General features: G+C 61.6%; 21 protein-coding genes. 13 read left to right on the top strand and 8 right to left on the bottom strand.

Annotated elements, in window-relative coordinates; translation table 11 throughout:
* Nucleotides 1-482: 482 nt before the first annotated feature.
* Nucleotides 483-1,532, bottom strand: a complete 1,050-nt coding sequence (locus ACILSE_RS20480; protein ID WP_395719303.1) for a sialidase family protein — start codon at nt 1,530-1,532, stop codon at nt 483-485.
* A gap of 163 nt (nt 1,533-1,695) precedes the next feature.
* On the bottom strand, nt 1,696-4,680 hold the full coding sequence (locus ACILSE_RS20475) for a hypothetical protein (RefSeq protein ID WP_395719302.1): 2,985 nt from the start codon (nt 4,678-4,680) through the stop codon (nt 1,696-1,698).
* 99 nt (nt 4,681-4,779) lie between these two features.
* Here ACILSE_RS20475 and ACILSE_RS20470 point away from each other — a divergent pair, with 99 nt between their 5' ends.
* Nucleotides 4,780-5,478: a response regulator transcription factor gene (locus ACILSE_RS20470; protein ID WP_395719301.1), complete on the top strand. Its 699-nt coding sequence runs from the start codon at nt 4,780-4,782 to the stop codon at nt 5,476-5,478.
* Nucleotides 5,475-6,902 carry an ATP-binding protein gene (locus tag ACILSE_RS20465; RefSeq protein WP_395719300.1) on the top strand — a complete coding sequence of 476 codons (1,428 nt, stop codon included), beginning with the start codon at nt 5,475-5,477 and terminating at the stop codon, nt 6,900-6,902. Before ACILSE_RS20470 ends, ACILSE_RS20465 begins: the two co-directional genes overlap by 4 nt.
* On the opposite strand, the gene ACILSE_RS20460 is transcribed toward ACILSE_RS20465, so the two are convergent.
* A complete protein-coding gene (locus tag ACILSE_RS20460) occupies nt 6,903-8,192 on the bottom strand; it encodes a dihydrolipoamide acetyltransferase family protein (protein WP_395719299.1) in 1,290 nt (429 codons plus the stop codon). It lies immediately after the preceding gene.
* Nucleotides 8,193-8,371: 179 nt separating this feature from the next.
* Between ACILSE_RS20460 and ACILSE_RS20455 the strand changes: the two genes are divergently transcribed.
* From ACILSE_RS20455 to ACILSE_RS20440, 4 genes are all read left to right on the top strand, one after another.
* On the top strand, nt 8,372-9,151 hold the full coding sequence (locus ACILSE_RS20455) for an NIPSNAP family protein (RefSeq protein WP_395719298.1): 780 nt from the start codon (nt 8,372-8,374) through the stop codon (nt 9,149-9,151).
* Between the two features lie 319 nt (nt 9,152-9,470).
* Entirely contained in the window at nt 9,471-9,974 is a 504-nt protein-coding gene (locus tag ACILSE_RS20450; protein WP_395719297.1) for a 3D domain-containing protein, read from the top strand.
* Between the two features lie 316 nt (nt 9,975-10,290).
* On the top strand, nt 10,291-10,845 hold the full coding sequence (locus ACILSE_RS20445) for a hypothetical protein (RefSeq protein ID WP_395719296.1): 555 nt from the start codon (nt 10,291-10,293) through the stop codon (nt 10,843-10,845).
* A gap of 172 nt (nt 10,846-11,017) precedes the next feature.
* A complete protein-coding gene (locus tag ACILSE_RS20440; protein WP_395719295.1) occupies nt 11,018-12,589 on the top strand; it encodes a long-chain-fatty-acid--CoA ligase in 1,572 nt (523 codons plus the stop codon).
* Nucleotides 12,590-12,724: 135 nt separating this feature from the next.
* Here ACILSE_RS20440 and ACILSE_RS20435 read toward each other — a convergent pair whose 3' ends face one another.
* A complete protein-coding gene (locus ACILSE_RS20435) occupies nt 12,725-13,513 on the bottom strand; it encodes a ThuA domain-containing protein (RefSeq protein WP_395719294.1) in 789 nt (262 codons plus the stop codon).
* A 239-nt stretch (nt 13,514-13,752) separates the two neighbouring features.
* Between ACILSE_RS20435 and ACILSE_RS20430 the strand changes: the two genes are divergently transcribed.
* On the top strand, nt 13,753-15,432 hold the full coding sequence (locus ACILSE_RS20430; RefSeq protein WP_395719293.1) for a 30S ribosomal protein S1: 1,680 nt from the start codon (nt 13,753-13,755) through the stop codon (nt 15,430-15,432).
* A gap of 136 nt (nt 15,433-15,568) precedes the next feature.
* On the top strand, nt 15,569-16,432 hold the full coding sequence (locus ACILSE_RS20425) for a hypothetical protein (RefSeq protein ID WP_395719292.1): 864 nt from the start codon (nt 15,569-15,571) through the stop codon (nt 16,430-16,432).
* Nucleotides 16,433-16,439: 7 nt separating this feature from the next.
* On the opposite strand, the gene ACILSE_RS20420 is transcribed toward ACILSE_RS20425, so the two are convergent.
* Both ACILSE_RS20420 and ACILSE_RS20415 read right to left on the bottom strand, forming a co-directional pair.
* On the bottom strand, nt 16,440-16,727 hold the full coding sequence (locus ACILSE_RS20420) for a hypothetical protein (protein WP_395719291.1): 288 nt from the start codon (nt 16,725-16,727) through the stop codon (nt 16,440-16,442).
* A gap of 43 nt (nt 16,728-16,770) precedes the next feature.
* Nucleotides 16,771-18,243, bottom strand: a complete 1,473-nt coding sequence (locus ACILSE_RS20415; RefSeq protein ID WP_395719290.1) for a glycoside hydrolase family 10 protein — start codon at nt 18,241-18,243, stop codon at nt 16,771-16,773.
* A gap of 72 nt (nt 18,244-18,315) precedes the next feature.
* Between ACILSE_RS20415 and ACILSE_RS20410 the strand changes: the two genes are divergently transcribed.
* Together ACILSE_RS20410 and ACILSE_RS20405 are read left to right on the top strand one after the other, a co-directional pair.
* A complete protein-coding gene (locus ACILSE_RS20410; RefSeq protein ID WP_395719289.1) occupies nt 18,316-19,311 on the top strand; it encodes an SMP-30/gluconolactonase/LRE family protein in 996 nt (331 codons plus the stop codon).
* A complete protein-coding gene (locus ACILSE_RS20405) occupies nt 19,308-20,150 on the top strand; it encodes a hypothetical protein (protein WP_395719288.1) in 843 nt (280 codons plus the stop codon). Before ACILSE_RS20410 ends, ACILSE_RS20405 begins: the two co-directional genes overlap by 4 nt.
* Here the strand turns inward: ACILSE_RS20405 and ACILSE_RS20400 are convergent.
* Entirely contained in the window at nt 20,134-20,676 is a 543-nt protein-coding gene (locus ACILSE_RS20400; RefSeq protein ID WP_395719287.1) for a flavoprotein, read from the bottom strand. The two genes, ACILSE_RS20405 and ACILSE_RS20400, sit on opposite strands and share 17 nt — an antisense overlap.
* Nucleotides 20,677-20,806: 130 nt before the next feature.
* On the opposite strand from ACILSE_RS20400, the gene nrdR reads away from it, so the two are divergent.
* From nrdR to ACILSE_RS20385, 3 genes are read left to right on the top strand one after another with little or no spacing between them, the layout of a single operon-like run.
* The gene (nrdR, locus tag ACILSE_RS20395; RefSeq protein ID WP_395719286.1) at nt 20,807-21,295 is read left to right on the top strand and encodes a transcriptional regulator NrdR; all 489 of its coding nucleotides are present in this window, start codon (nt 20,807-20,809) and stop codon (nt 21,293-21,295) included.
* A 6-nt stretch (nt 21,296-21,301) separates the two neighbouring features.
* Nucleotides 21,302-21,655, top strand: a complete 354-nt coding sequence (locus tag ACILSE_RS20390; protein WP_395719285.1) for a histidine triad nucleotide-binding protein — start codon at nt 21,302-21,304, stop codon at nt 21,653-21,655.
* 44 nt (nt 21,656-21,699) lie between these two features.
* Nucleotides 21,700-22,113 (top strand): hypothetical protein, encoded by a 414-nt coding sequence (locus tag ACILSE_RS20385; RefSeq protein WP_395719284.1) that lies wholly within the window; start codon nt 21,700-21,702, stop codon nt 22,111-22,113.
* A gap of 6 nt (nt 22,114-22,119) precedes the next feature.
* On the opposite strand, the gene ACILSE_RS20380 is transcribed toward ACILSE_RS20385, so the two are convergent.
* A complete protein-coding gene (locus ACILSE_RS20380) occupies nt 22,120-24,147 on the bottom strand; it encodes an arylsulfatase (protein ID WP_395719283.1) in 2,028 nt (675 codons plus the stop codon).
* Nucleotides 24,148-24,235: the final 88 nt, after the last annotated feature.

Raw genomic sequence — 24,235 nt, 5'->3', positions numbered from 1 at the left:
TAGGAATCTATGGCTCTTATAACACGGGCCAGCTTGGGCACCGCCAACTGATAGCTTGGATGTAATTCCATTCTTCTCGCTACACCAGTTGCTCTATCTGTACAATTTTAAAACACGCCCTAGATGGAATGACTCATGTGGTCGGAAGGGGATTCCACACCTTCTTGAACCCAAACCCGTCGAAATCCTTCACGTTCGCTGTTGCGAACTCCGTCACGCCGAAAGCGCGGATCGGGGTCGGCAAAGGCAGCATCGCGAAGCTGAACCGCGCTCAAGCCTTTCCAGCCGACGTTGCTGGAGGACGGCGGCTTCCACTTCATCTCTTCGGCACGCGATGGCCCAGTGCCATTTGGAGGCACCGACGTATCGGGTCGTTGTATCTGCGTCTTGGTCATTGGAGAAAATTATTCGGCTCTGTCTGTAGTGCGTCAAGATGCTTCCCGAGCAGGCTTGCTTCGTCTCCCTTGCAAAGTGCCATCCACCTATAGCTTCAGCCGCGCGGAATGGATGTCGCCATACAGATCGGTGGAGGTGCTTTTCACTTGGGACCAGATGGCGAGGACTGTGCCATCGGGCAGTTCGGTGAGGGTGGGGTAGCAGATCGACCAGCCGGGTGTTTTGGTGGGGCGGTCGGCCAGCAGGATGGGGGCGCTCCAGGTGATGCCTTCGTCTCGTGAGAGGCGCAGGTGCAGGGGGAAGCGCAGGGGCACGGGGCCGGGATTGTGCGTGACGATGAGCGTGCCGGAGCGTGTGCAGAGCAGATGAGAGGCGCTGGAGGTGGCGGTGAGGCCGGTCTTCTCCGCGGCGCTCCACGTTTCGCCTTTGTCGCGGCTGATGGAGCGCCAGAGCTGGCCGTCTTTGGTGCGCAAAAGCATGTGAACGGCTCCCGATGGCATCTCGGCGATGGTGGGCTCGCCGCCCTGGCCTTCGGGATTCGCGACCTGGCCAAAGCGCTTCCAGGTGGTGCCGCCATCGCTCGATTTCATGACGCCGCCGGCCTTAGTGCCGCGCAGATGCAGCGGCACGAGCAACTCGCCGGTGGTGAGCTGGATGCCGTTGGAGCGCGTGGTGTGGTTCGGTTGATTCAGCTTCTGCGGCTCTGACCAGCTCACGCCCGAGTCATGACTGCGGCGCACATAGATGTCGAGCTGCGGATCGAACGACGAGAAGAACAAAAACGTCTCCTTGCCTGCCACCAGCAACACCGGATCGAAGTCAGGCCGGCCCTCAAAGTCCTGCAACACGCTCGCCACGCCCCAGGTGCGGCCTTGATCCGATGAAAACGCCTGCATGATCCGCTGCGACGCGGCCCCTTCGCTCGGCGCGGAGAACCAAACCACCATCACCCGCCCATCCGGCAGCACCGCGACACTCGGCCCGAGGTTGTAGCCGGAGGAGTTGTCCGATGCCTTGGCATCGGTGTGCGTGTGTTTGAAGACGACGCTGCGGTCGGTGACGCTGACCGGATCAGCTTGGACCGCCGCGAATGAAACCAAGAGCAGCGCGAAGATGAACGAGGGAGTGAAGGTCATGAGCACGAAGAGAAAATCAATACGCGAGAGTCATGCCTTCATCTTGCCGCAGGAGATGTTTGCACGGCTTTCACCACCAGACTTACAGGCAATAGAATGGGGGCAGTAGAATTTTCTGATCTGAGTTTCTGATTCTCAAATTCTCCTGCCCCCATTCTATTGCCTACTTCTGAATCTCCAAGCCCACCGGCTTGCCGTCGCTCGCCTTGCTCAGCGGATTGTCAGCGGCAGGGATGAAGTCTTTGAAATCGAGCGGGGCAAAGGTGTCGCCATCGCGGTGCAGCTCGAGTTTGCGCCATTCGCTCTCGATTTGGCGCCAGGCGGGGTTTTCGCCGTCGTTGCGCGGAACGAGCTGGGCGACGGCGGGCAGGCCGGGATTGCCGGTGCGGCTGTTGGAGTCCTGCGAGAGCTTCGCACGCACGTCGGCGAGCACGAGATTCTCGCCGCGATAGGTCGCGGGGTCTGCGTGGCCGACTTGCTGGCCGTGGATGTGCGCGGTCTCGACGAGGTGACGCTCCTCGCCGGGGATGCGGGTGAAATAGACATTGTGATCGGCGCGGAGCGCGTCGGCGTGCCACACGCGGAGCAGCGCGTTCTTCACCTTCGAGGGGATGCTGTCGATGAAGAGGTTGTGATGCGCGTGGAAGAGCGTGTCCGGCTTTTCCATGTGCACGGTGAGGCAGCGCAGCGAGTTGTTGAAGAACACGCAGTGCCGCACGGTGAAGTCCGGGCAGTTCGCGGCGGAGAGTCCCTCGTTCATGCCGCCGATGAAGACGCAGTTTTCCACGAGCATGTCCGTCGTGCGCGTGGCGCTGATGAGCGTGCCTACATAGCCCTCAAGCTCGCGTCCATCGTGAAAACAGCGCCGCACAATGTGTCGCGAGCCGCCGGTGAACTGCACGATGGACCCCAGCTCCGGCGCGAAGCGGAAATGACGAAAGCGCAGGCCATCGAGGATGATGTGATGCTTGTGCGGAATGATGAAGGCATTCGCGCGGAAGCGCTGGCTGCCATCCATCCACACCTGCTCGCCGGGCGCGGCGGTGAAGGTGATGGGCGCGCCCTCGTCACCGCTGCTTCGCAAACGCACCGTTTCCTCATACACACCGCCGCGAATGACGACCGTGTCGCCCGCTAGCGCGGCATCGGCCGCCGCCTGGATCGTGAGAAACTCCTCTGGCACTCGCAGCGTGCGTGCGGCGGCTCGTTTCGCAGCGGTGGTGACGCTTTGCGGCGGATAATCGCCGGCGCTCGTCGTCGGCGGAGGCTGGTGCGTGGCAAACACGCGCTGCTCATCCTTTCGCCGCGAGGTGACGCGGAACTCGTAAGCCGTGCCCTGCTTCAACCCGGCCATGCTGACGCTGTGCGTGCTGCCGCGAGGTGTCTCGATTTTTGCCCCGCCCCACTCCAGCATCGTCTCCGCGGCCTGCGTGGGCGTGCTCCACTCGATCGTGGCCGTCGTGTCGGTCACATCATGCACCACGACCGGATCGATGGGCAGCGGTCGCGTCACTTGGAGCCGCAAAAACGGCCCGATGGTCGAGCCGTGCAGTCCACGACCGATCAAAGGCGAATCATCGGCCAGCACATCGCTTTCCGGTGCCGTTTCGACGTTTGAATGCGTCCACAGGCCGGTTTGCGACATCGCATCCATGCGGCGCTGCTGAAGGACGTTCGACACAAAACTGCCTCCAGGCGACCTTTCGACCTCCAGCGGGCCGCGAAGCCAGTTGTGTGCAAAATGCAGCGCGGGCGAGTTTTCGACACGCAGGCCGCCGAGCACGCAAAACTCCAATTTGAGCCTCTCGCAGCCCGAAACGACCATCGGTTCACGAATTTGCAGTCCATGCAGCTTCACCTCGCTTTTGCCGCTCAACTCGACTCGACGCAGCACGACGCGATCATGCCCGTGACGACGAAAATCCGCCTTCGCAGCCGGAGCGAGCACTTCGTCATACTCGCCGCCCATGAGATAAACCGTGCCTGTGGCCTGCGCGGCCCGCTGAAGCGTCTTCCACGGCTTCGCTTTCGTGCCTGGATTCGCGTCATCGCCATTGGGCGACACAAATGAGACATTCTCCGTGCGGTAGTCATGGTTCAGCACGTCCGCATACTTCGCCGCGTCCGCCGCGGTGGGGCCTGCGGGCAGTTCGATGTTCTCCGCGCCCGGCGGACGGTAAAACTTCCGCCCGATGCCCACATTGCCGCGCTGCACGGCATCCTTCAGCTCGCCTTTGATCATCACACTCGCGTTGATCGCGAGATTGTCCTCCATCACACATCCGAGGCCGCCGCTGTAAAACGTGATGTCATTCCGGCTCGTGCTGGCATCCGGCATGTGTCCCTCGACTTGATTACGACGAAAAGTGCAGCCCGCCACGCCCCAGCCGACGATGTTGTTGCCGATATCGACATGCCGCGACCAGTTGCCGAAGGCCTCGCAGTCCTCCACCACGCATCCGCTGCCGCCGCCGAGCAGGTGTAGGCCGCCGCTGTTCAGATACGACACGCAGCGCCGCACTGTGCAGTGCTCCGCGTCCTTCAACATCAGCCCCCAGCGCGTGCGCGATCCATGCTGCGCATCGTAATCGCGATGGCTGAAGCCCGTGAAGGCCAGCCCGTCGATGATCACATGCTTTGCACTCGTGAGCAGCAGTCCATTCGCATTCGTGACCGACGCCCCCATCGCATGACACTCCGGCGGCAGCGAATCGGACGTGTGAACATACAGCAGGCCGCGCTCCTCATCCTGAAAGCAGCTCATCAACGAAGTCTCCACCTCCGCCGCGTTCATCTTCGGCTCCAGCGTGCGAAGCGTGCTGCGCTCAAACACCGACTCCGCCTTCTGCTTCATTTCAGTCACAAAAACATGCCGCAGCCCCGGCGCAGGCTTGAATCCGCTCAAATCCACATCCCCACGCAACACCACACTCCCCGCCCGCCACGCCCGAATCGTGATCGGCGCCTCCGCCGTGCCCGCGAGCGTTGCCGCGACATGCTCTTGATATTCGCCGGGCATGATCGTGAGCGTGTCGCCTGGTTTGAGTGCCGCGACTCCCTCGCCAATCGTCTTGAAGCCAGCAGGCCCCACCATGAGCTCGGCGGCGGAGACGATGATGGGAAGCAGGAAAAGGCCAAATCGAAACATGCGCACACTACGGCGCGAAGCGGCGCGATTTTGATCGGCGTTTTTGTCGGGATTGTGTAAAGAGCCGTGCAGACAGGACGGTCTGCATCACACTCCGCCATGCGACTCCTCATCATCGACGACGACACCGAGCTCTGCCAGCTCGTGGCCGATTACTTGAAGCCCATGGGTTTCGAGGTCGAAATGGAGCACGATGGTGAGCGCGGAGCCGAACGCGCCACCTCCGAGGCCTGGGCCGCGATCATCCTCGATGTGATGATGCCCGGCTGCGATGGCTTTGAGGTGCTCCGCCGCATCCGTGCAAAATCGAAGGTGCCCGTCATGATGCTCACCGGCCGCGGCGAGGAGGTGGACCGCATCGTCGGCCTCGAACTCGGTGCCGACGACTACCTGCCGAAGACGTTTTCCTCTCGCGAGTTGCTCGCCCGCCTCCGCGCCTTGCTTCGCCGCACCGGCTGGATCGCTGAGACAGCTCCGCAAGCCCCCGTCAAAGAACTCGTCATCGGCGAGCTGCGCATCAATCCCGAAACGCACGATGTCATCCTCGGCGACCAGCCCGTGCAGCTCACGCCAGCGGAGTTCGGTCTTCTTTTGTCCCTCGCGAAGGCCCATGGCCGAGTCAAAACTCGCGAGCAGCTCATCGAAGAGGTCGCCGACCGCGAGTGGGATGTCTTTGACCGCGCCATCGACATGCACATCTCCACGCTCCGCAAAAAACTCGGCGATGATCCGAAGGAGCCGCGCTTCATCAAAACCGTGCGTGGTTATGGCTATCAACTCGTGACTCCCTCCCGATGAGCCGCGTGCGCCTACCGCTTTACGGCAAGATCCTATCGTGGTTCGCCCTGAACCTCGCCGTGCTGGCGTTGCTCTTCTTTTTCTTCCTCAAAGCACAGTTCCGCCTCGGTCTCGACTGGATGCTCTCCGGCGAACCAGGTGATCGCATCTCCGCCATCGGCGAGACCATCACCTTCGAATTTTCTCGTCTCGCTGAAAGCGAATGGCCCGCGCGTTTGAGCGACTATGATCAAAAACACGGCGTCACCTTCGGCCTCTTCAACAACCAGGGTCAGCAGGTCTTTGGCAAAAACATCACCCCGCCCGCCGAGGTCATGCCCAGGCTCATCGACCGCCGTCCGCCGGGCGAGCAACTCAACCGCCGCCAGCCCGGCCCCGTCTCCAAACGCCCCGCCGATGCACCGCCGAAGCCGCGCTTCATGCTGCGTGCTGGTCAACCTGCTCGTTACTGGGCCGGCGTGCATCTCGACCTCGTTCCGCAAGGCGGCACGGCGCTCACGCTGGTCATGGTTTCAGACACCATCAGCGGCGGCGGCCTCTTCTTGGATCTCTGGCCCTGGCTCGCACTCGCCGCCGCGGCGCTCGTGCTTTCGGCGCTGCTCTGGATGCCCTTCGTGCGCGGCATCACCGGCTTCATCGGCACGCTCAACCATGCCGCCGGCCGCATCGCGCATGGCAAATTCGACGAGCGCATCGAAAAACAACGCAGCGATGAGCTTGGCGAGCTCTCCACCTCCGTGAACACCATGGCCGCGCAGCTCGGCGACTACATGCGCGAGCAAAAACGCATCACCGCCGATGTCGCGCACGAGCTTTGCAGCCCCATCGCGAGAATGCAGATGGCCCTCGGCGTGGTGGAGCAGCGCAGCACGCCCGATCAAACCACCTACCTGCAAAAACTCGACCGCGAACTCCAGCACATGGCCAAACTCGTCGAAGAGGTTCTCGCCTTCTCGAAGGCCGAAACCATCCCCGACCGCGAAACGCCCGAAGACATCGATTTGCGCGAATTGCTCCAAAACATCCTCGCCCGCGAAGCCCCCGAAAACGGCATCAAACTCGAAATCGGCGACATCAAGCTCCACAGCCTCCGAAACGCCCTCGATCGCGGCATCGGCAACGTCGTGCGCAACGCCATCCGCTACGCCAAAGACCTCGAAATCACCGCCAAAGCCGAAAATGGCCGCGTCATCATCGAAATCGCCGACCGCGGCCCCGGAGTGCCCGAAGAAGCCCTTTCACGTCTCTTTGAACCCTTCTACCGTCCCGAAGCCGCCCGCGGCCGCACCACCGGCGGCAGCGGCCTCGGCCTCGCCATCACCAAACGCTGCATCGAAGCTTGCGGCGGTACCGTGACGGTACGGAATCGAGAAGGTGGCGGGCTCGCGGTGGTTCTGGTGTTGCCTGAGGGGCCGAACCGGTAGTCACACCAGCATTAGCGCCGGATTCTCGAGCAGCTTGCGCATTTCCGCGAGGAAGGTGGCGGCGACGGCACCATCGACGACGCGGTGGTCGCCGCTGAGGCCGACCCACATGCGCTGACCGGCCACGATCTGACCTTTGTCGTTCACGACGGGCACGTTGCGGATACTGCCGATGGCCACGATGGCGGCCTGCGGCGGATTGATGATGGCGGCGAACTGGTCGATGCCATACGCACCGAGGTTCGAGACGGTGATCGTGCCGCCGGCGAAGTCATCGGGGCTGAGCTTCTTGTTCTTGGCCTTGCCGGCGAGGTCTTTGACGCTCTGGCTGATTTCGAGCAGCGTTTTCTTTTCCGCCTGCTTGATGACCGGCGTGACGAGGCCGTCATCGATGGCGATGGCGACACTGAGGCCGACGGATTTGAATTTCACGATGGCATCGCCATCCCACGCGGCATTGATCGCAGGCTGGGCCTGGGCGGCGCGGATGACGGACTTCAGGATGAAGTCGTTGACGGTGTATTTGTTGCCGCCGGTCTTTTCGCTGGTGGCGTTCAGATGGGCGCGGAATTCCATGAGCGGTCCGGCATCGACTTCCATCTGGAGGTAGAAGTGCGGGATCTGCGTCTTCGAGGCCAGCAGGCGCTCGGCGATGATGTTGCGCATCGTGGAGGTGGCGACGCGTTCGTCCTCGGGGCCAAAGGTGGGGCGGATGGCCGGGGTAGCGGCCACACGGGCTCCAGCACCGCCCGCAGGGGCGTTTTCGACATCAGCACGAACGACACGTCCGCCAGGGCCGGTGCCGATGAGGGCATTCAGATCGACTCCGCGCTCGGCGGCGATCTTTTTGGCCAAAGGAGAGGCTTTCACACGCAGCGCGGCACCACCGGCGGCGGCGCGGGTTTTGTGCTGCGGAGCCTGCGGGAGGCGCGGACCGGCCGAGGCGGCCTTCGAGGCGCTGGCGGCGGGTTTTTTCTCTGCGGCCGGGGTGGGAGCTGCAAGAGCCTGGGCATTGGCAATCAACTCATCCAAGTTCTCGGGTGCGACCTCGTCCTCATCCAGCATGACGGCGAGGGGGGCGTTCAGGGGCACTTTTTGGCCAGCCTGGACGATGACCTTGTGCAGCACGCCTTCAAAGGGGCTGGCGTATTCCATGGTGGCCTTGTCGGTCTCGATGTCCGCGATGGCCTTGCCGACGGCGATCTTGTCCCCCTCTTTGACCGTCCATTTGGCGAGGGTTCCCTCGGTCATGGTGTCGCTGAGTTTGGGCATTTCGATGAATTTGGGCATGGGAAAGGGGGGATTTGGAGCCGCCATCTATGGGCGCAGGAAGACGGGAATCAATGACGAATGCCGGAGGAAGCCGGAGTAGGGCCAAAATCGTATTTTTCGGGCTAGGTTCAGACCGTGGAGTCAATTCTCAGGCCAGGTGAAAAGCCGTCATCGTGCCGGCGTTTGTTCACGCCACCATGAAGCGCCTCACTTTTCTCGCCCTTGCCGTCTGCGGTCTGTTCTCCTCCCTGGTTCACGCTGCGGATTCGCCAGTGTATGAACTGCGCATCTACACCTGCCAAGAGGGGAAGCTCGACGCGCTGCTGGCCCGCTTCCGCGACCACACCTGCAAGCTGTTTGAAAAGCACGGCATGAAGAACGTCGGGTACTGGGTGCCGGTGGATGAGGAAAACGGCTCCAAGACCACGCTGATCTACATCCTCGAACACAAAAGCCGCGACGCCGCGAAGGCGAGCTTCAAGGCCTTCGGCGCTGATCCCGAATGGCAGGCCGCCGCGAAGGCCAGCGAGGCGAACGGCAAGATCGTCGCCAAAATCGAGTCCATCTTCATGACGACCACGGATTACTCCCCGCCGCTCGCCATCGCGAAGGGGGACAAGCCGCGTGTGTTTGAGATGCGCACCTACACCACGCCGGAGGGGAAACTCGACGCGCTGCACGCCCGTTTTCGCGATCATACGATGAAGTTGTTCAGCAAGCACGGCATGAGCCACCTCGCCTACTGGGTGCCGGTGGATGCGAACAAGGGAGCGGGCACGAAGCTCATCTACATCCTCTCCCACGCCAGCAAGGAGGCGGGCCTCGCCTCCTTCACGGCCTTCCGGGCCGATCCAGAATGGATCAAAGCCAAAGCCGCCAGCGAGGAGGCCAACGGCGGTCCCCTGACCATCCAGCCGCAGGCCGAGGGCGTGAAGAGCGTTTATATGAAGGCGACGGATTTCTCGCCGATCCAGTAGCGCAGGCGCCTTTTTTCAGCTTCAGGCCGCCTGAAAGACCTCCGTTTCGAGGCATTCACCGCACTTTTTTCTGGCCCACCTGTGTCACTCCAGGGTGCGGACGCCGGGGTCAGGTTGGGGGACGTACTTCGTTGAGTTTGGCCGCCAAAGTGCCCCGATGGCGCAGAATTCAGCCCTGGGAGCCCAGTGAGGCGTGTTTTTGAGGTCGTTTGGCCTACAAACCCCCGGTTTGACAGCCCCGGCGAACTCGACAGGATGCGCGCCCCCTCGCCCGGGCCCCCCATCCGGAGAGGCGCGACCCAACAACCCCAACCATTGATTGAACCGATCCATCCTTCTGTGCCTCGCAGCCTTGTGCGCCATCACCGCTTCGGCGGCTGACCCCCAACCCCAAGCCACAACGCCTGCCGGCACTCCAGGCCAGGTCATCGTCGGCGTCAAAACCACCGCCTACACCCACGACGAGAGCGATCACATCGAGTACGGAGCCCGCACCGCCGTGGGCACCCCGCTCCGTCACGGCCAGATCCGCAGCGCCGCCGCCGACTGGTCCATCTACCCCGTCGGCACCGTCTTCCAGATCCAGGGCGATCCCTCGCTCTACGTCGTGGACGACTACGGCTCCGCGCTCGTTGGCACGAAGACGATCGACCTCTACAAGCCGTCCTTCGGCGCCATGAACCGCTGGGGCACCCGCCGCGTGACCATCCAGGTCATCTGCTGGGGCTCGTTTGAGAAGAGCCTCGCCATCCTGAAGCCACGCGCCTACAAGGCCCCGCACATCCGCAAGATGGTGGCCAGCATCGAAGGCCGCGCCGCCTGATCCTTCCCCCCAAAACCTGAATCCAGGTTCAGCCACGGAACTGCTTTGTCAGTTCCGTGGCTTTTTGTTGGGATGGTTGGAGACAACCACGGGACGTTTTCCCGGTCATATTCCACAGTCGATGATGACGCGCATGTGAGTGCAAACCGACAGTTCTGTTGGATATGATGCACCTACGCGTCAAAATCGACATCCATGAAGCCGAAACCCCGTTGGCAATCGACAAAATTGTCGGTTATAACGCGGTTTACTTACTCGCCTGATTTGTCTCTCATCAACTAGTTAGGCCAATTCCCGTGATATGTCGGCAATAACAATGAACTCCGATTATGCGCTGGGGCTAATCACCCGCCATTTCCAGCGCCTGGAGTTCTACATGTCGGTATTCGCCTGGGGCCTGATGGGGAAGGATCAGCGAATTGGCCAGGCTGTCACGGCGCATCTATCGTTCTCAAAGCTCCTGACACTGGTTGACGCGTTGTTCAGACAACGCACACGGAAGCCCAGCCTCCTCGAAGGACTGAACGAAATTATAGCTCAGGCAGCCGCTGCCGAACAACGCCGAAACCGCGCAATCCACTCTGCTTACCTCCAGACCAGCGATGACCTCACTGCCGTCCAAATTCGTTACAAGATCTCAGCGAAACTAAAGAAAGGCCTCGTCTATCAGTGGGAGGACACCTCTCTGGATGACCTCTTGGATATTGCAGTTGAACTTCGTCAGGCAGCCGAACTTTTAGCAACATTTATTGCTCGAGTGAGGGGCCCGCTCGCTATCGACTTTTCAGGTGTCATCAACGCTTCTCCACCTGAACCGAAACCAAAGCGGAGACGCAAAACCATTTCAGAGGATGACGACATTCCATTCTGAAGTTTGCGAATGACTATCTCTTCGGCGATGTTCGTCCCACAGTAAATGACCATCGCTGCAAATTCCAGCGGTTGCTTCAGCTTTGAAGTTAAGCCAAAGCACACTGGCCTGTTCCGCAGCTTTTCTCTCGCTTTTCACCACGCCCATCGGCTAGCCTCCGCGTCTCCCTGCCATGGAAACGCCGCTTTCGCCTCTCGACTTCGCCCGCCGTGCCCGCCGACTTTATGCCGACCGCGAGGCTGTGGTGGATGGCCGTGTGCGGCTGACGTATCGCGAGTTCTTCGAGCGCTGCGACCGCTGGTCGTCGGCGTTGCAAAAACTCGGCGTGAAGGCCGGTGAACGTGTCGCGACCATCGCGCCGAACACGCATGCGCATCTGGAGGCGTTTTACGCGGTGCCGCAGATCGGGGCGGTGATCGTGCCGATCAATTTTCGCCTCACTGCGGCCGACTTTGCCTACATCCTGAAGCACAGCGGCGCGAAGGTCGTGTGCGTGCATGCGGATTACCTCGATGCGGTGGATTCGATCCGCGACCAGGTGCCGGGCGTGGAGCATTTCATCGCCTTGTCGGGCGAAAAGGCCGGTTGGAGCGGCTACGAGGCCCTGCTGGCGGCTGCGACGACCGAATTCACTCCGGCGGAGGTCGTCGAGACGGAAATGATCGCGCTGAACTACACCAGCGGCACCACGGCGAACCCGAAGGGCGTGATGGTCACGCATCGCAACACCGCGCTGAACATCATGGGCCATCTCATGCACACGCGCATCACGGCGGCGGATCGTTATCTGTGGGTGCTGCCCATGTTTCACGCGAACGGCTGGTGCTTCGTTTGGACGATCACCGCCGTCGGCGGCCGCCACGTCTGCATTCCGAAGGCCGATCCCCGGCTCATCTTTGACACCATCAAGCGCGAAGGCGTCTCGCTACTCTGCGCCGCGCCCACCGTGCTCATCAGCATCGCCAACGCGCCTGCAGATGTGCGCCAGGGCACCCCGCGCGGCGTGCGTGTCTTCACCGCCGGCGCCCCGCCCGCCGCGGCCACGATCGAGCGCGTGGAAGGCGAGCTCGGCTGGGAAATCACGCATGTTTACGGCCTGACGGAGGTTTCACCCATCGTGACCATCAGCGAGGTGCGACCTGAGCATGCGTCCTTGAATCCTGCGGTGCGTGCCGTGATCAAAGCACGCCAGGGCGTCGAATATCTCGGGAACGCCGAGGTGCGCGTCGTCGATGATGAGGGCCGCGAGGTCGCGCAGGACGGCGCGACGATGGGAGAGATCGTCATCCGTGGGAATGCGGTGATGAAAGGCTACTACAACGACCCCGCCGCCACGGCGAAGGCCATCCGCGATGGCTGGTTCCACAGCGGCGACGCCGCCGTGGTGCATCCGGACGGCTACATCGAGATCCGTGACCGTTGGAAGGACATCATCATCAGTGGCGGCGAAAACATCTCCTCCGTCGAGGTCGAAGGCGTGCTGCTGCGCCACCCCGCCGTGCAGGAAGCCGCCGTCGTCGGCCTGCCGCACGAAAAATGGGGCGAAACGCCGCAGGCCTTCGTCGTCCTGAAGCCCGGTGCCGAGTCCACGCCGGAAGCGCTGCGGCTTTTCTGCCGTGAGCACCTTGCCCACTTCAAGGTGCCGCACGGTTTCGAGTTCATCACCGAACTGCCGAAGACAGCGACCGGGAAGATTCAAAAATACGTCCTGCGTGGAGGACGGGCAAACATCACCAGACAGTAGCCATCTCGCTCCGCGAGATGAGCACAGCGCCCTCGCCAGCAGAACAAAGCCTCGCATAACGCCGAGTTTACCTCGCCGGCGACACGCCCAGCTCGTCACGCGGAGCGTGACGGCCACTTTGCTTCGCGCTCCAGCTCACTGGCCGGCCAGTTTCCCCTCCGCATCGTGCACCGTCCCGCCGCGGACGCTGATCTTCTCGCGCGCCTGCTCCACCGGCACGGGGCGTGGCGTGTTCGCCGGCCGGCCCAGCGGCCGCGCCCAGCGGATGCCATTGGCGATCACGCGCTGCACTTCGGGATGATGGTAGATGGGATACACCTCATGCCCTGGGCTGAAGTAGAAGATGCGGCCGCTGCCGCGTGTCCACGTCGCGCCGCTGCGGAAGACCTCGCCGCCTTGGAACCAGGACACAAAGATCAGCTCGTCCGGCTCCGGGATGCCGAAAGGCTCGCCATACATCTCCGATTGCTCGATTTCGATGCAGTCACCCAGCCCAGCCGCGATGGGATGGCCCGGATTCACCACCCACACACGCTCGCGCTCGCCCGCCTCACGCCAGCACAGCGCGCAGCTCGTGCCCATGAGCCGCTTGAAGAGCTTCGACCAGTGCCCGGAGTGCAAAACGATCAGCCCCATGCCCGCCAGCACACGCTGCTGCACGCGAGTCACCGTTGCATCCAGCACCTGATCGTGCGCCGCATGCCCCCACCACAGCAAAACGTCCGTTTCATCGAGAACGGCCTGCGACACGCCCTGCTCCGGCTCATCGAGCGTCGCCGTGCGGATGGTGAAATCGTCGTGTTTCCCCAAAACCTCCGCCAGCAGCCCGTGGATGCCCTTTGGGTAAATCGAGGCCACCACCGGGTTTTGGCGCTCGTGGACGAACTCGTTCCAAATGGTGACACGGATGGGAGAGGAAGGCATGCGGGTGAATGGAGGCCGGGATCACGCTTTGCAAAGTAGGAACTTCCAGCCGCCCCGAGGAAGGGCTGCCGGGGGGCATTTTCCCCGTCTTCTTCCTTGCCAAACCCCGATCTTCCCCGACTATCCCGGCCCTCTTGTCCGGGCGCCCTTTGGTGCTGCGGGACGAAAGCCCACCGTGCGCCTCCGGAGCGGAGATGCATGAGTGGTTCCCACCCAACGCTCCCAACCCGTTAAGTTAAATGAACGCAACCGCTACGCTCGCCGACCTGATCGCAGGTTCTTTCCGCGAGCTCTCCGAAGGATCCATTGTCAAAGGCAAGATCCTCGAAATCAAACCGCAGGTCATCCTCGTCGATATCGGCTACAAGTCCGAAGGGGCCATCCCCGCCAACGAGTTCGAAGATGAAGACATCCAGGTCGGCGATGAGGTCGAAGTCCTCCTCGAACGCCTCGAAAACGACGAAGGCATGGTCGTGCTCTCCAAGGAGAAGGCCGCCCATCGTCAGAACTGGGAGAAAATTTACGCCGTGTTCAAGGACGGCGGCCTCGTCAAGGGCAAGGTCAAGAGCGTCGTCAAAGGCGGCCTCATGGTCAATGTCGGCGTCGAAGCCTTCCTTCCCGGCAGCCAGATCGACATCATCCCGCCGAAGGATCTCAACGAGTACGTCGGCAAGGTGTTCGAGTTCAAGATCGTCAAGATCAACGACGAGCGCAAAAACATCGTCCTCTCCCGCCGCGAGGTCATCGAGGCCGAGCGCGCCGAGCAGCGCCAGAAGTTCCTCGACGGCGTCACGCCGGGCGACAAGGTCATCGGTATCGTCAAGAACATCACCGACTTCGGTGCGTTCGTCGATCTCAACGGCATGGACGGTCTCCTTCACATCACAGACATGTCCTGGGGCCGCCTCAACCATCCTTCCGAGATGCTTGGCATCGGTCAGAAGATCGAAGTCCAGATCCTCGAGGTCAATCGCGAGAAGGAGCGTGTCTCCCTCGGCCTCAAGCAGCTTCAGAACAACCCGTGGGAAAACATCGAAGGTCGCTACCCCGTGGGCCAGAATGTCCGCGGCAAGGTCACCAAGCTCGTCGCTTATGGTGCCTTCGTGGAAGTGGAGGAAGGCGTCGAAGGCCTCATCCACGTCTCCGAACTGTCCTGGACGAAGCGCATCGCCCGTCCGTCGGATGTTCTCTCTGTCGGTCAGGAGATCAACGCCGTCGTTCTTGGCATCAACAAGGAGGAGCGCAAGATCAGCCTTGGCGTCCGCCAGCTCGAAGCCAATCCTTGGGACGATATCGACACCCGTTATCCGATCGGCACGCAGCTCAAGCGTCCGGTCCGCAACCTCACCGCTTACGGCGCTTTCGTGGAGCTGGAGGAAGGCATCGACGGCATGATCCACGTCTCCGACCTCAGCTGGACACGCAAGATCAACCATCCGTCCGAACTGCTCAAGAAGGGCCAGGAAGTGGACGCCGTCGTTCTCGGCATCGACAAGGCCAACCAGCGCATCAGCCTCGGCATGAAGCAGCTCGACACCGACCCGTGGTCCATCATCGACACCCGCTTCAAGGTGGGCGACATCGTCAAGGGCCGCGTCGCGAAGATCGCCAGCTTTGGTGCCTTCGTGGAGCTCGAAGACGACATCGACGGTCTCGTGCACATCTCGCAGATCAGCGAGGACCGCATCGAGAAGGTCAAGGACAAGCTCAACGTGGGCGACGAAGTCGAAGCCCGTGTCATCAAGGTGGACAAGGTGGAGCGCCGCATCGGCCTCTCCATCAAGGCCATGAACTACAGTGAGGCCGACATCCAGAAGGAAAGCGCCGCGTTCGAAGCCCTGCGCCCCAGCACCGACCTCGTCGGCCTGGAGCAGGCTTTCAAGTTCGCCACCGAAGAATGGCGCCCCGGCGGCCAGTAATTCCGCGATCTGCCACACATCACGATCACCCACGAAGGGACGCCGCGAGGCGTCCCTTCTTTTTTGACCCGGTGGCACAAACTTCTCACACATTCCCTCTGGCGGCGGCAGACCAGGGCGGACAATTTTTCCGCCGATGCCCGAACAAGTTCCCACATCGCCTGCGGAGACGCGCCGCGCCTGGTTGCGACGGGGTTTGGCGGCATTGCCCGCGCTGCTCGCCAGCTGTGTGGCATCGCCCACGGCGGCGCTCGGCTGGTCCGCGCGCAAAACGCGCGCGCAGTGGGAATATCACAACCGCTTCCTTGCCTCCGGGGCACGTTTGCGCTTCCGCTCTCATTCCGCGCACGGCAGACCTTTCACCTCCGGCATGGAATACGTCTATCGCACGCACAAACGTGATCCCCGCATCGGTTACGCCGTGAAAAACCTCGCCACCGGCCGCTACCTCGCCGAATTCCAGGCCGACAAGCTCTTCGTCGGCGGCTCCATGCCGAAACCCGCCGTCGCCGCCGTCCTGCTCGAAAAACGTCGCGGCAATCTCACGCGCGATGAATTCCAGCACATCGTCCATGCCTGTGACCAGAGCATCAACGCCTCATGGTTCCAGCTCCTCGCCCGCGTGAATCAGGCGGATGAGCGCGCCTTCGAATGGAAATACAACCTCCCCAATGTCGAGATCATCAACAACTGGCAGTCACCGCGCTTCTACGCCGAATTTTACGAGCGCTGCGTGAACTACCGGCTCGACTACGGCTGCGAGCTGCTGCTCGAGGCGATGCGTCGTGATCAATACGGCCTAGGCCGCTGGGTCATGCCCGCCAGCATCACCTACATCGGCGGCAAGACCGGCAACTACGGCGAGTGGGACCATGAATCGCTGTTCTTCTACCACCGCGGCACACCCTACGCGATCGTCCTCTACACCCGCGGCCACTTCGCGCCAGGAAACCAGCTCGGCTGCATGATGGGCGGTTTGTTTCGCGAGTATTGCGCGTGAGGCGGCATCAGCGCTCCTTCTGCGGCAGCACCTCGACTTCAATCTCCCGCACGACCAGCGAAGTCTGCTCTGAAGCCGGGTTCTCGACGCTCCAGTCCCCCCTCTTGGTGCTTTGCGTCAGTTTGCGCCTCACCGCGTAATACAACGCCGCGACGGCCGAAATCGCCAGTCCTGCGACAGCCACCGCCGCGCCGACCATGACCAGCAGCGCGATGATCCCGACGGCCACGACCGCAAACACGCCCAGCATCAGCACGGCGGGCCATCCACGGATTTCAAACGTCCTCGGTCTCATGGCGGCAACATGCGGTCCTTTGTGAGCTGTGACAAGAAGGTGATTACCTCACCACCACACCCGCCTCGCCGACCTCCCAGCTGAACCCTGCGGCCCGAATCGCGACGGCGGTGGCGTTGTCAGGCCATTCGTCGCTGAGCTGGTCTTTGAAATAAGTCTCCACTGTGATCCACTTGCCGTTGATCTGCGCCTGCATCACCCACCAGCGTGTCTGCGACATCCAGCGCACATCGCTGTGCTGCCAGGCCACGGTCAGCTTGCCTCCCGGCGTGATTTTGCCAACGACGGGGGCCGGCAGCGTCGATTGACTCAGCCATGGCGATGCGGGCGGGATCGCATGCGTCGTGTAAGCACGCTCCTTCGTGTAAGTCCCGATCTTGCCGAGGTTTTTGTGCAGCGAGTCGAAATTCCAATGGAAGTGCCCCGGCGTCATTTTCAGGCCGCGCTCGCGCAAAACACTCATCTGACGCAGAATCTCGCCCGCATTGCGGTCATCGCCGATTTTCGAGGTGTACATCCCCGGCCAGATGTGGCGGCCCTGCGTGTTCTGCTCCAGCCACCAGTCGTAGTAGGTGATGAAGCCGAGCTTCGGACGGTCGATCGTCCAGTAGAGCTGCGGCGTGAAGTAATCCACCCAGCCCTGCTGCAGCCACTTCTTCGAGTCCGCGCCCAGATCCTCATACGGATCGAGTCCGCCGCCCGTGCCTTCGGGATGATTCGGCCGCCACAGACCAAACGGGCTGATGCCGAACTTCACATGCCGTTTGATCGCCTTGATGCCCTCGTAGGTGGCCTGCACGGTCTGATCCACGTTTTGCCTGCGCCAAGCCGTGAGTTCCAGCGTGCCACCGGCGGTCTTGTAGCGCGCATAAGTGCCGCTGTCGGGAAACTCGATCTTCTTCTTCGCTGAGTCGGTGATCGGATACGGATAAAAGTAATCGTCGATGTGAATGCCATCCACGTCGTAGCGCCGCGTCACGTCCAGCATCACCGCCACGGCCTGCTGCCTCACTTCCGGCACGCCGGGGTTCATCCACCAGTCGATGCTGTATTTCATCGTCCACTCCGGGTGCGCCCGGCGCATGTGCGTGGCGCTCGGCGCGTGCTTTTCACCCGCCAGCGCCCGGTAGGGGTTGAACCACGCATGCAGCTCCATCCCGCGCTTATGCGCCTCCGTCACCACGAACTCTAGCGGGTCCCAGCCCGGCGATTTGCCCATCTCCCCGGTCAAAAACGGCGACCACGGCTCAATCTCCGAGGCATACATCGCATCGCCCGCCGGGCGGACTTGGAAGATGAGCGCGTTCAGTCCCACATTCGCTGCGGATTCGATCAGCGTGAGTAACTGCTGCTTCTGCTTCACCACCGGCAGCCCTGGCTCCGAAGGCCAGTTGATGTTCCGCACTGTTGCGATCCACGACCCGCGCAGCTCCCGCGCTGGGGGTGGCACGCTCGTTTGAGCGTGCAGCGTGACGGCACAAAGCCAGGAGATCGAAAACAGGAGTTTCAGGCGCATGTGCGGCAAGAAAACGCGGCGGGTTCGATGTGTCGCTGAAATTTTCCATCCCACGTCGTATTCATGCGCTTCATGCACCTCCGCTCACTCTCCGGCATCGCCGTCATTCTCGTTTTGGCCTCCTGCTCGTCTCTGCGCTCACCCATCGTGCCCGGTGCGGTGCCGAAAGACCACGGACCCATCGGCGCGGGCGAAGGACCGGCTTGGAAAGATGGCTCGCTCTACTTCACCGATGGCAAGCACATCAACCGTCTGGGCCCGGATGGCAAAACGACCGTCTTCCGCCACAACGCCTCCAACGGCCTGCTCTTTGATCGCGAAGGCCGCCTCGTCGCCTGCGAGTCCGGCCTGCGCCGCGTCACCCGCACGGAAAAAGACGGCAGCATCACCGTGCTGGCAGATCGCTTCCGTGGGAAGCGCTTCAACACGCCCAACGATCTCAGCATGGACTCCAAGGGTCGCATCTACTTCACCGATCCGCGCTATGGATCGAGGGAGGGCATGGAGATTGTGGAGCTTCGTCCGACAGACAATGAGTTGAGCGAGTATTATGACAAAGGTGAAATAGTTCAGCGGAAGTTCACTCCAGTCGAAGGCGTCTATCGCATTGAATCGCCGGGCCAAGTCACCCGCATCCTCTGTGAAGGTGCGGAGCGTCCCAACGGCATCCTCATCTCACCAGACGACAGTTTTCTATACATCGCCGACAACAATAACAACACCCACGGCGGCTCACGAAAGCTGCTGCGCTACGCACTGGATAAGAATGGCGATGTGAAGCCCGGCACACGGAAAGTCATCTTCGACTGGAAGGATGGCCGAGGCCCCGATGGCATGAAGATGGATGCCGCAGGACGCATCTACATCGCCGCAGGCACGAACAAGGCCACGGAATACGAAACGAACCACTTCAAGGCCGGCTGCTACATTCTTTCGTCCTCCGGCAGGCTCATCGACTTCATCCCCACCGCGCCCGACGAGTGCTGCAACTGCGCTTTTGGCGGCAAAGACGGCAAAACACTCTTCATCACCTCCGGCGGCCATCTTTGGAGCGTGCCTTTGAAATGAAAACACTGCTCGTCGCCCTCCTCCTTCCCTCGCTGCTGATCGCCGACGAGCTTCCGGACATCCGCAGCGTGCCGCCCGATCTCGAAGTGCCCGCCTTGAGCGAGGACAAGCCCGCCGCAGGCAAACGCGTCCGCCTCGGCATCAATGTGCTCTACCTGCCCACGGATTGGAAAGCCAACACCAAATGGCCAGTGATCGTCGAACTCGCCGGAAACGGCCGCTACACGAACAAGTTCGGCGATGTGAGCACCGGCTTGCCCGAAGGCAGCAACCTCGGCTACGGCCTCTCCGGCGGAAAAGGCTTCATTTGGCTCTGCGTGCCCTATTTAAATGCCAAAGGCGATCAAATCGCCATCACATGGTGGGGAGACAAACCCGCTTACGATCCTCAGCCTACTCTCAAACACCTCCGCGAGACCGTGAAGAACATCTGCCACGACTTCAGCGGCGATGAATCCAAGCTCGTGCTCGCCGGCTTTTCGCGTGGTGCCATCGCGTGCAACTACCTCGGCCTCCACGACGACGAAACCGCGAAGCTCTGGTGCGCCTTCTTTGCCTACAGTCATTACGACGGCGTGCACAAGTGGCCCTACCCCGACTCCGATCGTGAATCCGCACTCACCCGCCTTCAACGCCTCGGCAACCGCCCGCAATTCATCTGCGGCGAGGGTTCGAACGCCCAACAAACCGAGCAATACCTCCGCCCACTGCTCCCGAATGCCGATCTTACCTTCCTAAGTACCGGCTTCCGCAATCACAACGACGCCTGGACGTTGCGGCCAAGCCCGGCGCGTGAAAAGGCGCGAGAATGGCTGAAGCGCGTCACTTCTTCGCGCTGAGCACGGTCTCGACGGCCATTAAGATCGTCTCAAGCTCCGCCAGTCGTCCCACTCCTTCGTAGCCGCAGGCGAGCAGGCCTTCGGCGGGCTCGACGAATCGGGCACCGTAGCCGCGCAGGGTCTCGACGTTCTTCAGCGTGGCAGGATGCTGCCACATTTTGCCGTTCATGGCCGGAGCAATCAAGATGGGCGCACGGGTGGCGAGCGCGATGGCCGTGAGGGCGTCGTTGGCGAAGCCGTGGGCCATGGAGGCGAGCACGTTCGCGCTGGCGGGAGCGATGAGGAGCAGGTCGGCCTCGTCGGCGAGCTGGATGTGACCGGGCTGCCAGCCTTCTTTTTCCGCGAAGAGATCGGTGATGACAGGACTCTTCGACAACGTGCTCAAAGTGAGCGGCGTGACGAATTCGAGCGCGGACTTCGTCAGCACGCATGTCACGCGATGGCCGGCCTTGGTGAGCTGGCTGGCGAGGTCCGCCGCCTTGTAGGCTGCGATGGAACCGGTGACGCCGAGGATGATGCGGGACATGCGTTGTAACGATAAACGCGAAAATGGGCGCGCAAAGCTCCTTCTTTGCCAGTGCTGCGAAGGACGAGCCGAACGACGAAGGAACTTGCCTAAGCGCCTGCGAGAAAGCACATTCCGCTCCCCAAAGACCATGCGTTGCCCCAAATGCGGCAGTTCCCAGGACAAAGTGATCGACTCCCGCGAGGCGAGGGAAGGTCATGCCATCCGACGCCGCCGGGAGTGCATGAAGTGCGACTTTCGTTTCACCACCTATGAGATCGTCGAGCGCGAGGAGCTGCGGGTGGTGAAGCGCAACGGTGCCCGCGAGAACTTCAACCGCGACAAGCTCCTGGGAGGTGTGCGCAAGTCCTGCGAGAAGCGCCCGGTGAAGATGGAGCAGCTCGAACAGCTCGTGGATGACATCGCCAATGAGCTGGAAGAGGAAGGCTACCGCGAAATCCCCTCCACCGTGATCGGCGCGAAAGTCATGCGCCGCCTGGAGGCCATCGACCATGTGGCCTATGTGCGCTACGCCTCCGTTTATCGCCAGTTTGAGGACGTGGGCGAGTTCATCGACGAGATCAAGAGTCTCGGCGAACGTCGTCCACGCGACGGGCGTCAGCCCGAGCTTTTCCGTTAATCCGCCATGTCTGAGAAGACCATTTTCCAAAAAATCATCGATCGCGAAATCCCGGCTCCGCTTGTTTACGAGGACGATCTGGTGGCTGCGTTCAACGACATCAATCCGCAGGCGCCAACGCATGTTTTGATCGTTCCCAAGAAGCTCATCCCGCGTGTGGGCGAGGCGGGGGCTGAAGATCAGGCGACGCTGGGCGCATTGCTGCTCGCGGCGGGCAAAATCGCCGAAAAGCTCGGCGTCACGGACCGCAGCAAGGGTTTCCGGCTCGTGATCAACCACGGCAGGGACGCGGGCGAGTCCGTGCCGCACTTGCATGTTCACCTCCTGGCCGGGCGCAGCCTCGAATGGCCGCCAGGCTGAGAAATTTTGCAACTTCAGGCCGCTGAGGCGGTTTTTTTGACATCATGGAACCGTTCTCGCCCCAAGATCCTCTCACGAAGCTGCTGGCCCAGGCCCGCAAGATTGAGGTGCGTTCCAATTTCACGCAAAACGTCGTCCGCGCCGCCCGTCAGACTCCGCAGGATCATGGCTGGCTGGCTGCTGTCCGCGCCTGGTGGACGGAAGCGATGAATCCCGCTGGAAAGTGGGCCTTTGCCGCCGGTGTGACCGCCGCCATCGCCCTGACCGTGGCCGTGCTGCAAACGCAGCCGGAAACCACGTCGCAGATCGTGGGGAAAGCGGTCGTGCCGGTGGAGGAACTGCCGTTGCTGCCCGCCGCCGAGACACCGTGGGAGACCGCCTACCAGACCGAGGCACTTCTCGCGGTGGAGGACTCCTCGCAGTTCACCGACAGCGAGATCGGCTTCCTGCTTTATTGACCGTTTTTACGGCCGGTTGCCCGTGATGACCTTCCGCACGCCCACCTCGCCATCGAAGGCGATGAAGTTTAGCTGGGTCTTTGTTTCGGCAAAAACCGCGTGCTTCGACTTGGTGGTCGTTCCGGCGAACTGGGCCGTGAGTTCGTCTCCCTGGAAGGTCAGGCGTAGCGTCTGCCACTCGCCGGATTTGAATTTCACGCGGCTTTTGCCCAAGGGCACCGTCTGGTCAGAGGATTCGCCTTTCCCAGGGTTTTTGGCGATGTCGATGAAGGCCTTGGAAAGCACGACGCGGAAGCTGTGCGCATTGTCGGCCGTGTGAATCCGCAGCGAGTGACGATCCGCCTCGCCTAGACGGATTTCGAACTCCAGAACACCGTCCTGTATCGTGAACGGTCCGGTAAGCGCGCTGCCCTTCGCGCCTGCCCTGCCAAACATGGCGTCATCACGGGCTGTCCATGCTTCCTTACCTTGGGAGGATTTGAATGTTTTCAAATCGACCGCCTCCGCATTCTTCAGCGGCGGCAGCGGCTCAAACTCGGCCTTCGGCTTCAAGCCTGCGGGAGGCAGTTCGCGGCTGTAGCCACCATCGCGATAGCGATTGAGCAGCGCTTCGAGTTCTTTGACCACCTCCGGATGCGCCGCGGAGATTTCCTTCTCCTCCGCGAGGTCGTTTTTCAGGTCATAGAGCATGCGCTGATGCTGTGAGGCATGCGCTTTCTTCGCCGCAGGCTTCACGTCATCCGCCGGAACGCCCTCGATCCATTTCTGGCCGGCTTTGCGGATCGCAAACACCCCATCGGCGCTGTGGACGATGACATCCGGCCGCAGCGAGCCTTCATACTTTTCGCCTAGCCACGCTTTCGAGATGTCGTGGCTGTCCTCCGCGCCTTCGCTGACCTTGGGCAAGTCATAGCCGGTGATTTTGGCCACGCTCGCCAGCGTATCGACGATGCTGATCGTTTCATCGCACACCGTGCCCGCAGGCACATGACCGGGCCAGCGCACGAGGTAAGGCACACGGAAGCCGCCTTCCCACACATCGTGTTTGCCACCGCGGAAGGGGCCGACGGGCTTCAAGCCGGCCTTCTGCGCATCGGTTTGCACGAGGTTGGCATTCTCCGGCTTGTTCACGCCGCCGTTGTCGCTCGTGAAGATGACCAGCGTGTCCTTGGCGAAGCCTTTTTGCTCCAGCACATCGAGCACGCGGCCCACGCTGAGGTCGAGATCGCTGATGAAGTCGCAAAACGGCCCGCCTTTGCTTTTGCCCGCCGTCGCCTTCGACGGAGTGATTGGGTTGTGCACGGCCACGGGCGTGAAATAGACGAAGAAAGGCTTCTCGGCGCTCTGCTGGCCGATCCAGTTCACGATCTTGTCCGTGAGCGTCTCCATCACGTTTTCATCGACACGCTTCGGCGCGTTCAAATCGAGCGTTTTGGTCGGTTTGCCCTTCTGCTGACCCATCGTGACATACGGCGGACTCGGCTGTGACGGGCTTTCCTTGTTCAAACCGAGCACCCAGTGGTTTTCGACATACACACCGGCCATGTCGCCATGATTGCTCGGCACGCCAAAGTGGTAATCGAAGCCGATTTCGAGCGGTCCAGGCTTCAACTCTTTCGTGTAATCGCAACGCTCTGCGGTGCCGTAGCCGAGATGCCACTTGCCGACCGCCGCGCAGTTGTAGCCCTGCGATTTGAGCATCGAGGCCATCGTCAGCCGAGTTGTCTCGATGTGCAGCGGCGCCACGGTGCTCAAAACCTCGCTGATGAGCGAGGTGCGCCAGCAGTAGCGCCCCGTCATCATCGAGTAACGCGTGGGCGAGCACACCGATGACGTTGTGTTCGCATCCGTGAAGCGACGGCCCTCTTTCGCGAGGCGGTCGAGGTTCGGCGTGCTCACCAGCTCCGGGTTCGCGCCGTAGCAGCCGACGCTGCCCCAGCCGTAGTCATCGCTCAGGATCACGACGACATTCGGACGTTCGGCCGCGTGGAGCACCGTGCAGAGGGCGATGAGGAGCAGGAGGAGGTGTTTCATGCCTCGTTCACGAAGGCGGGCACGCGTGACTTTCAGGCAGTTGCGCCTTTCCCATTGCGGCTGCGTCCCCACGGGGCACAATGCGCGC

The organism is Prosthecobacter sp., from assembly GCF_044236155.1.
GTDB lineage: Bacteria > Verrucomicrobiota > Verrucomicrobiia > Verrucomicrobiales > Verrucomicrobiaceae > Prosthecobacter.
The sequence above is the reverse complement of the archived record's forward strand: the minus strand, read 5'-3'. Positions and strand labels throughout refer to the sequence as shown.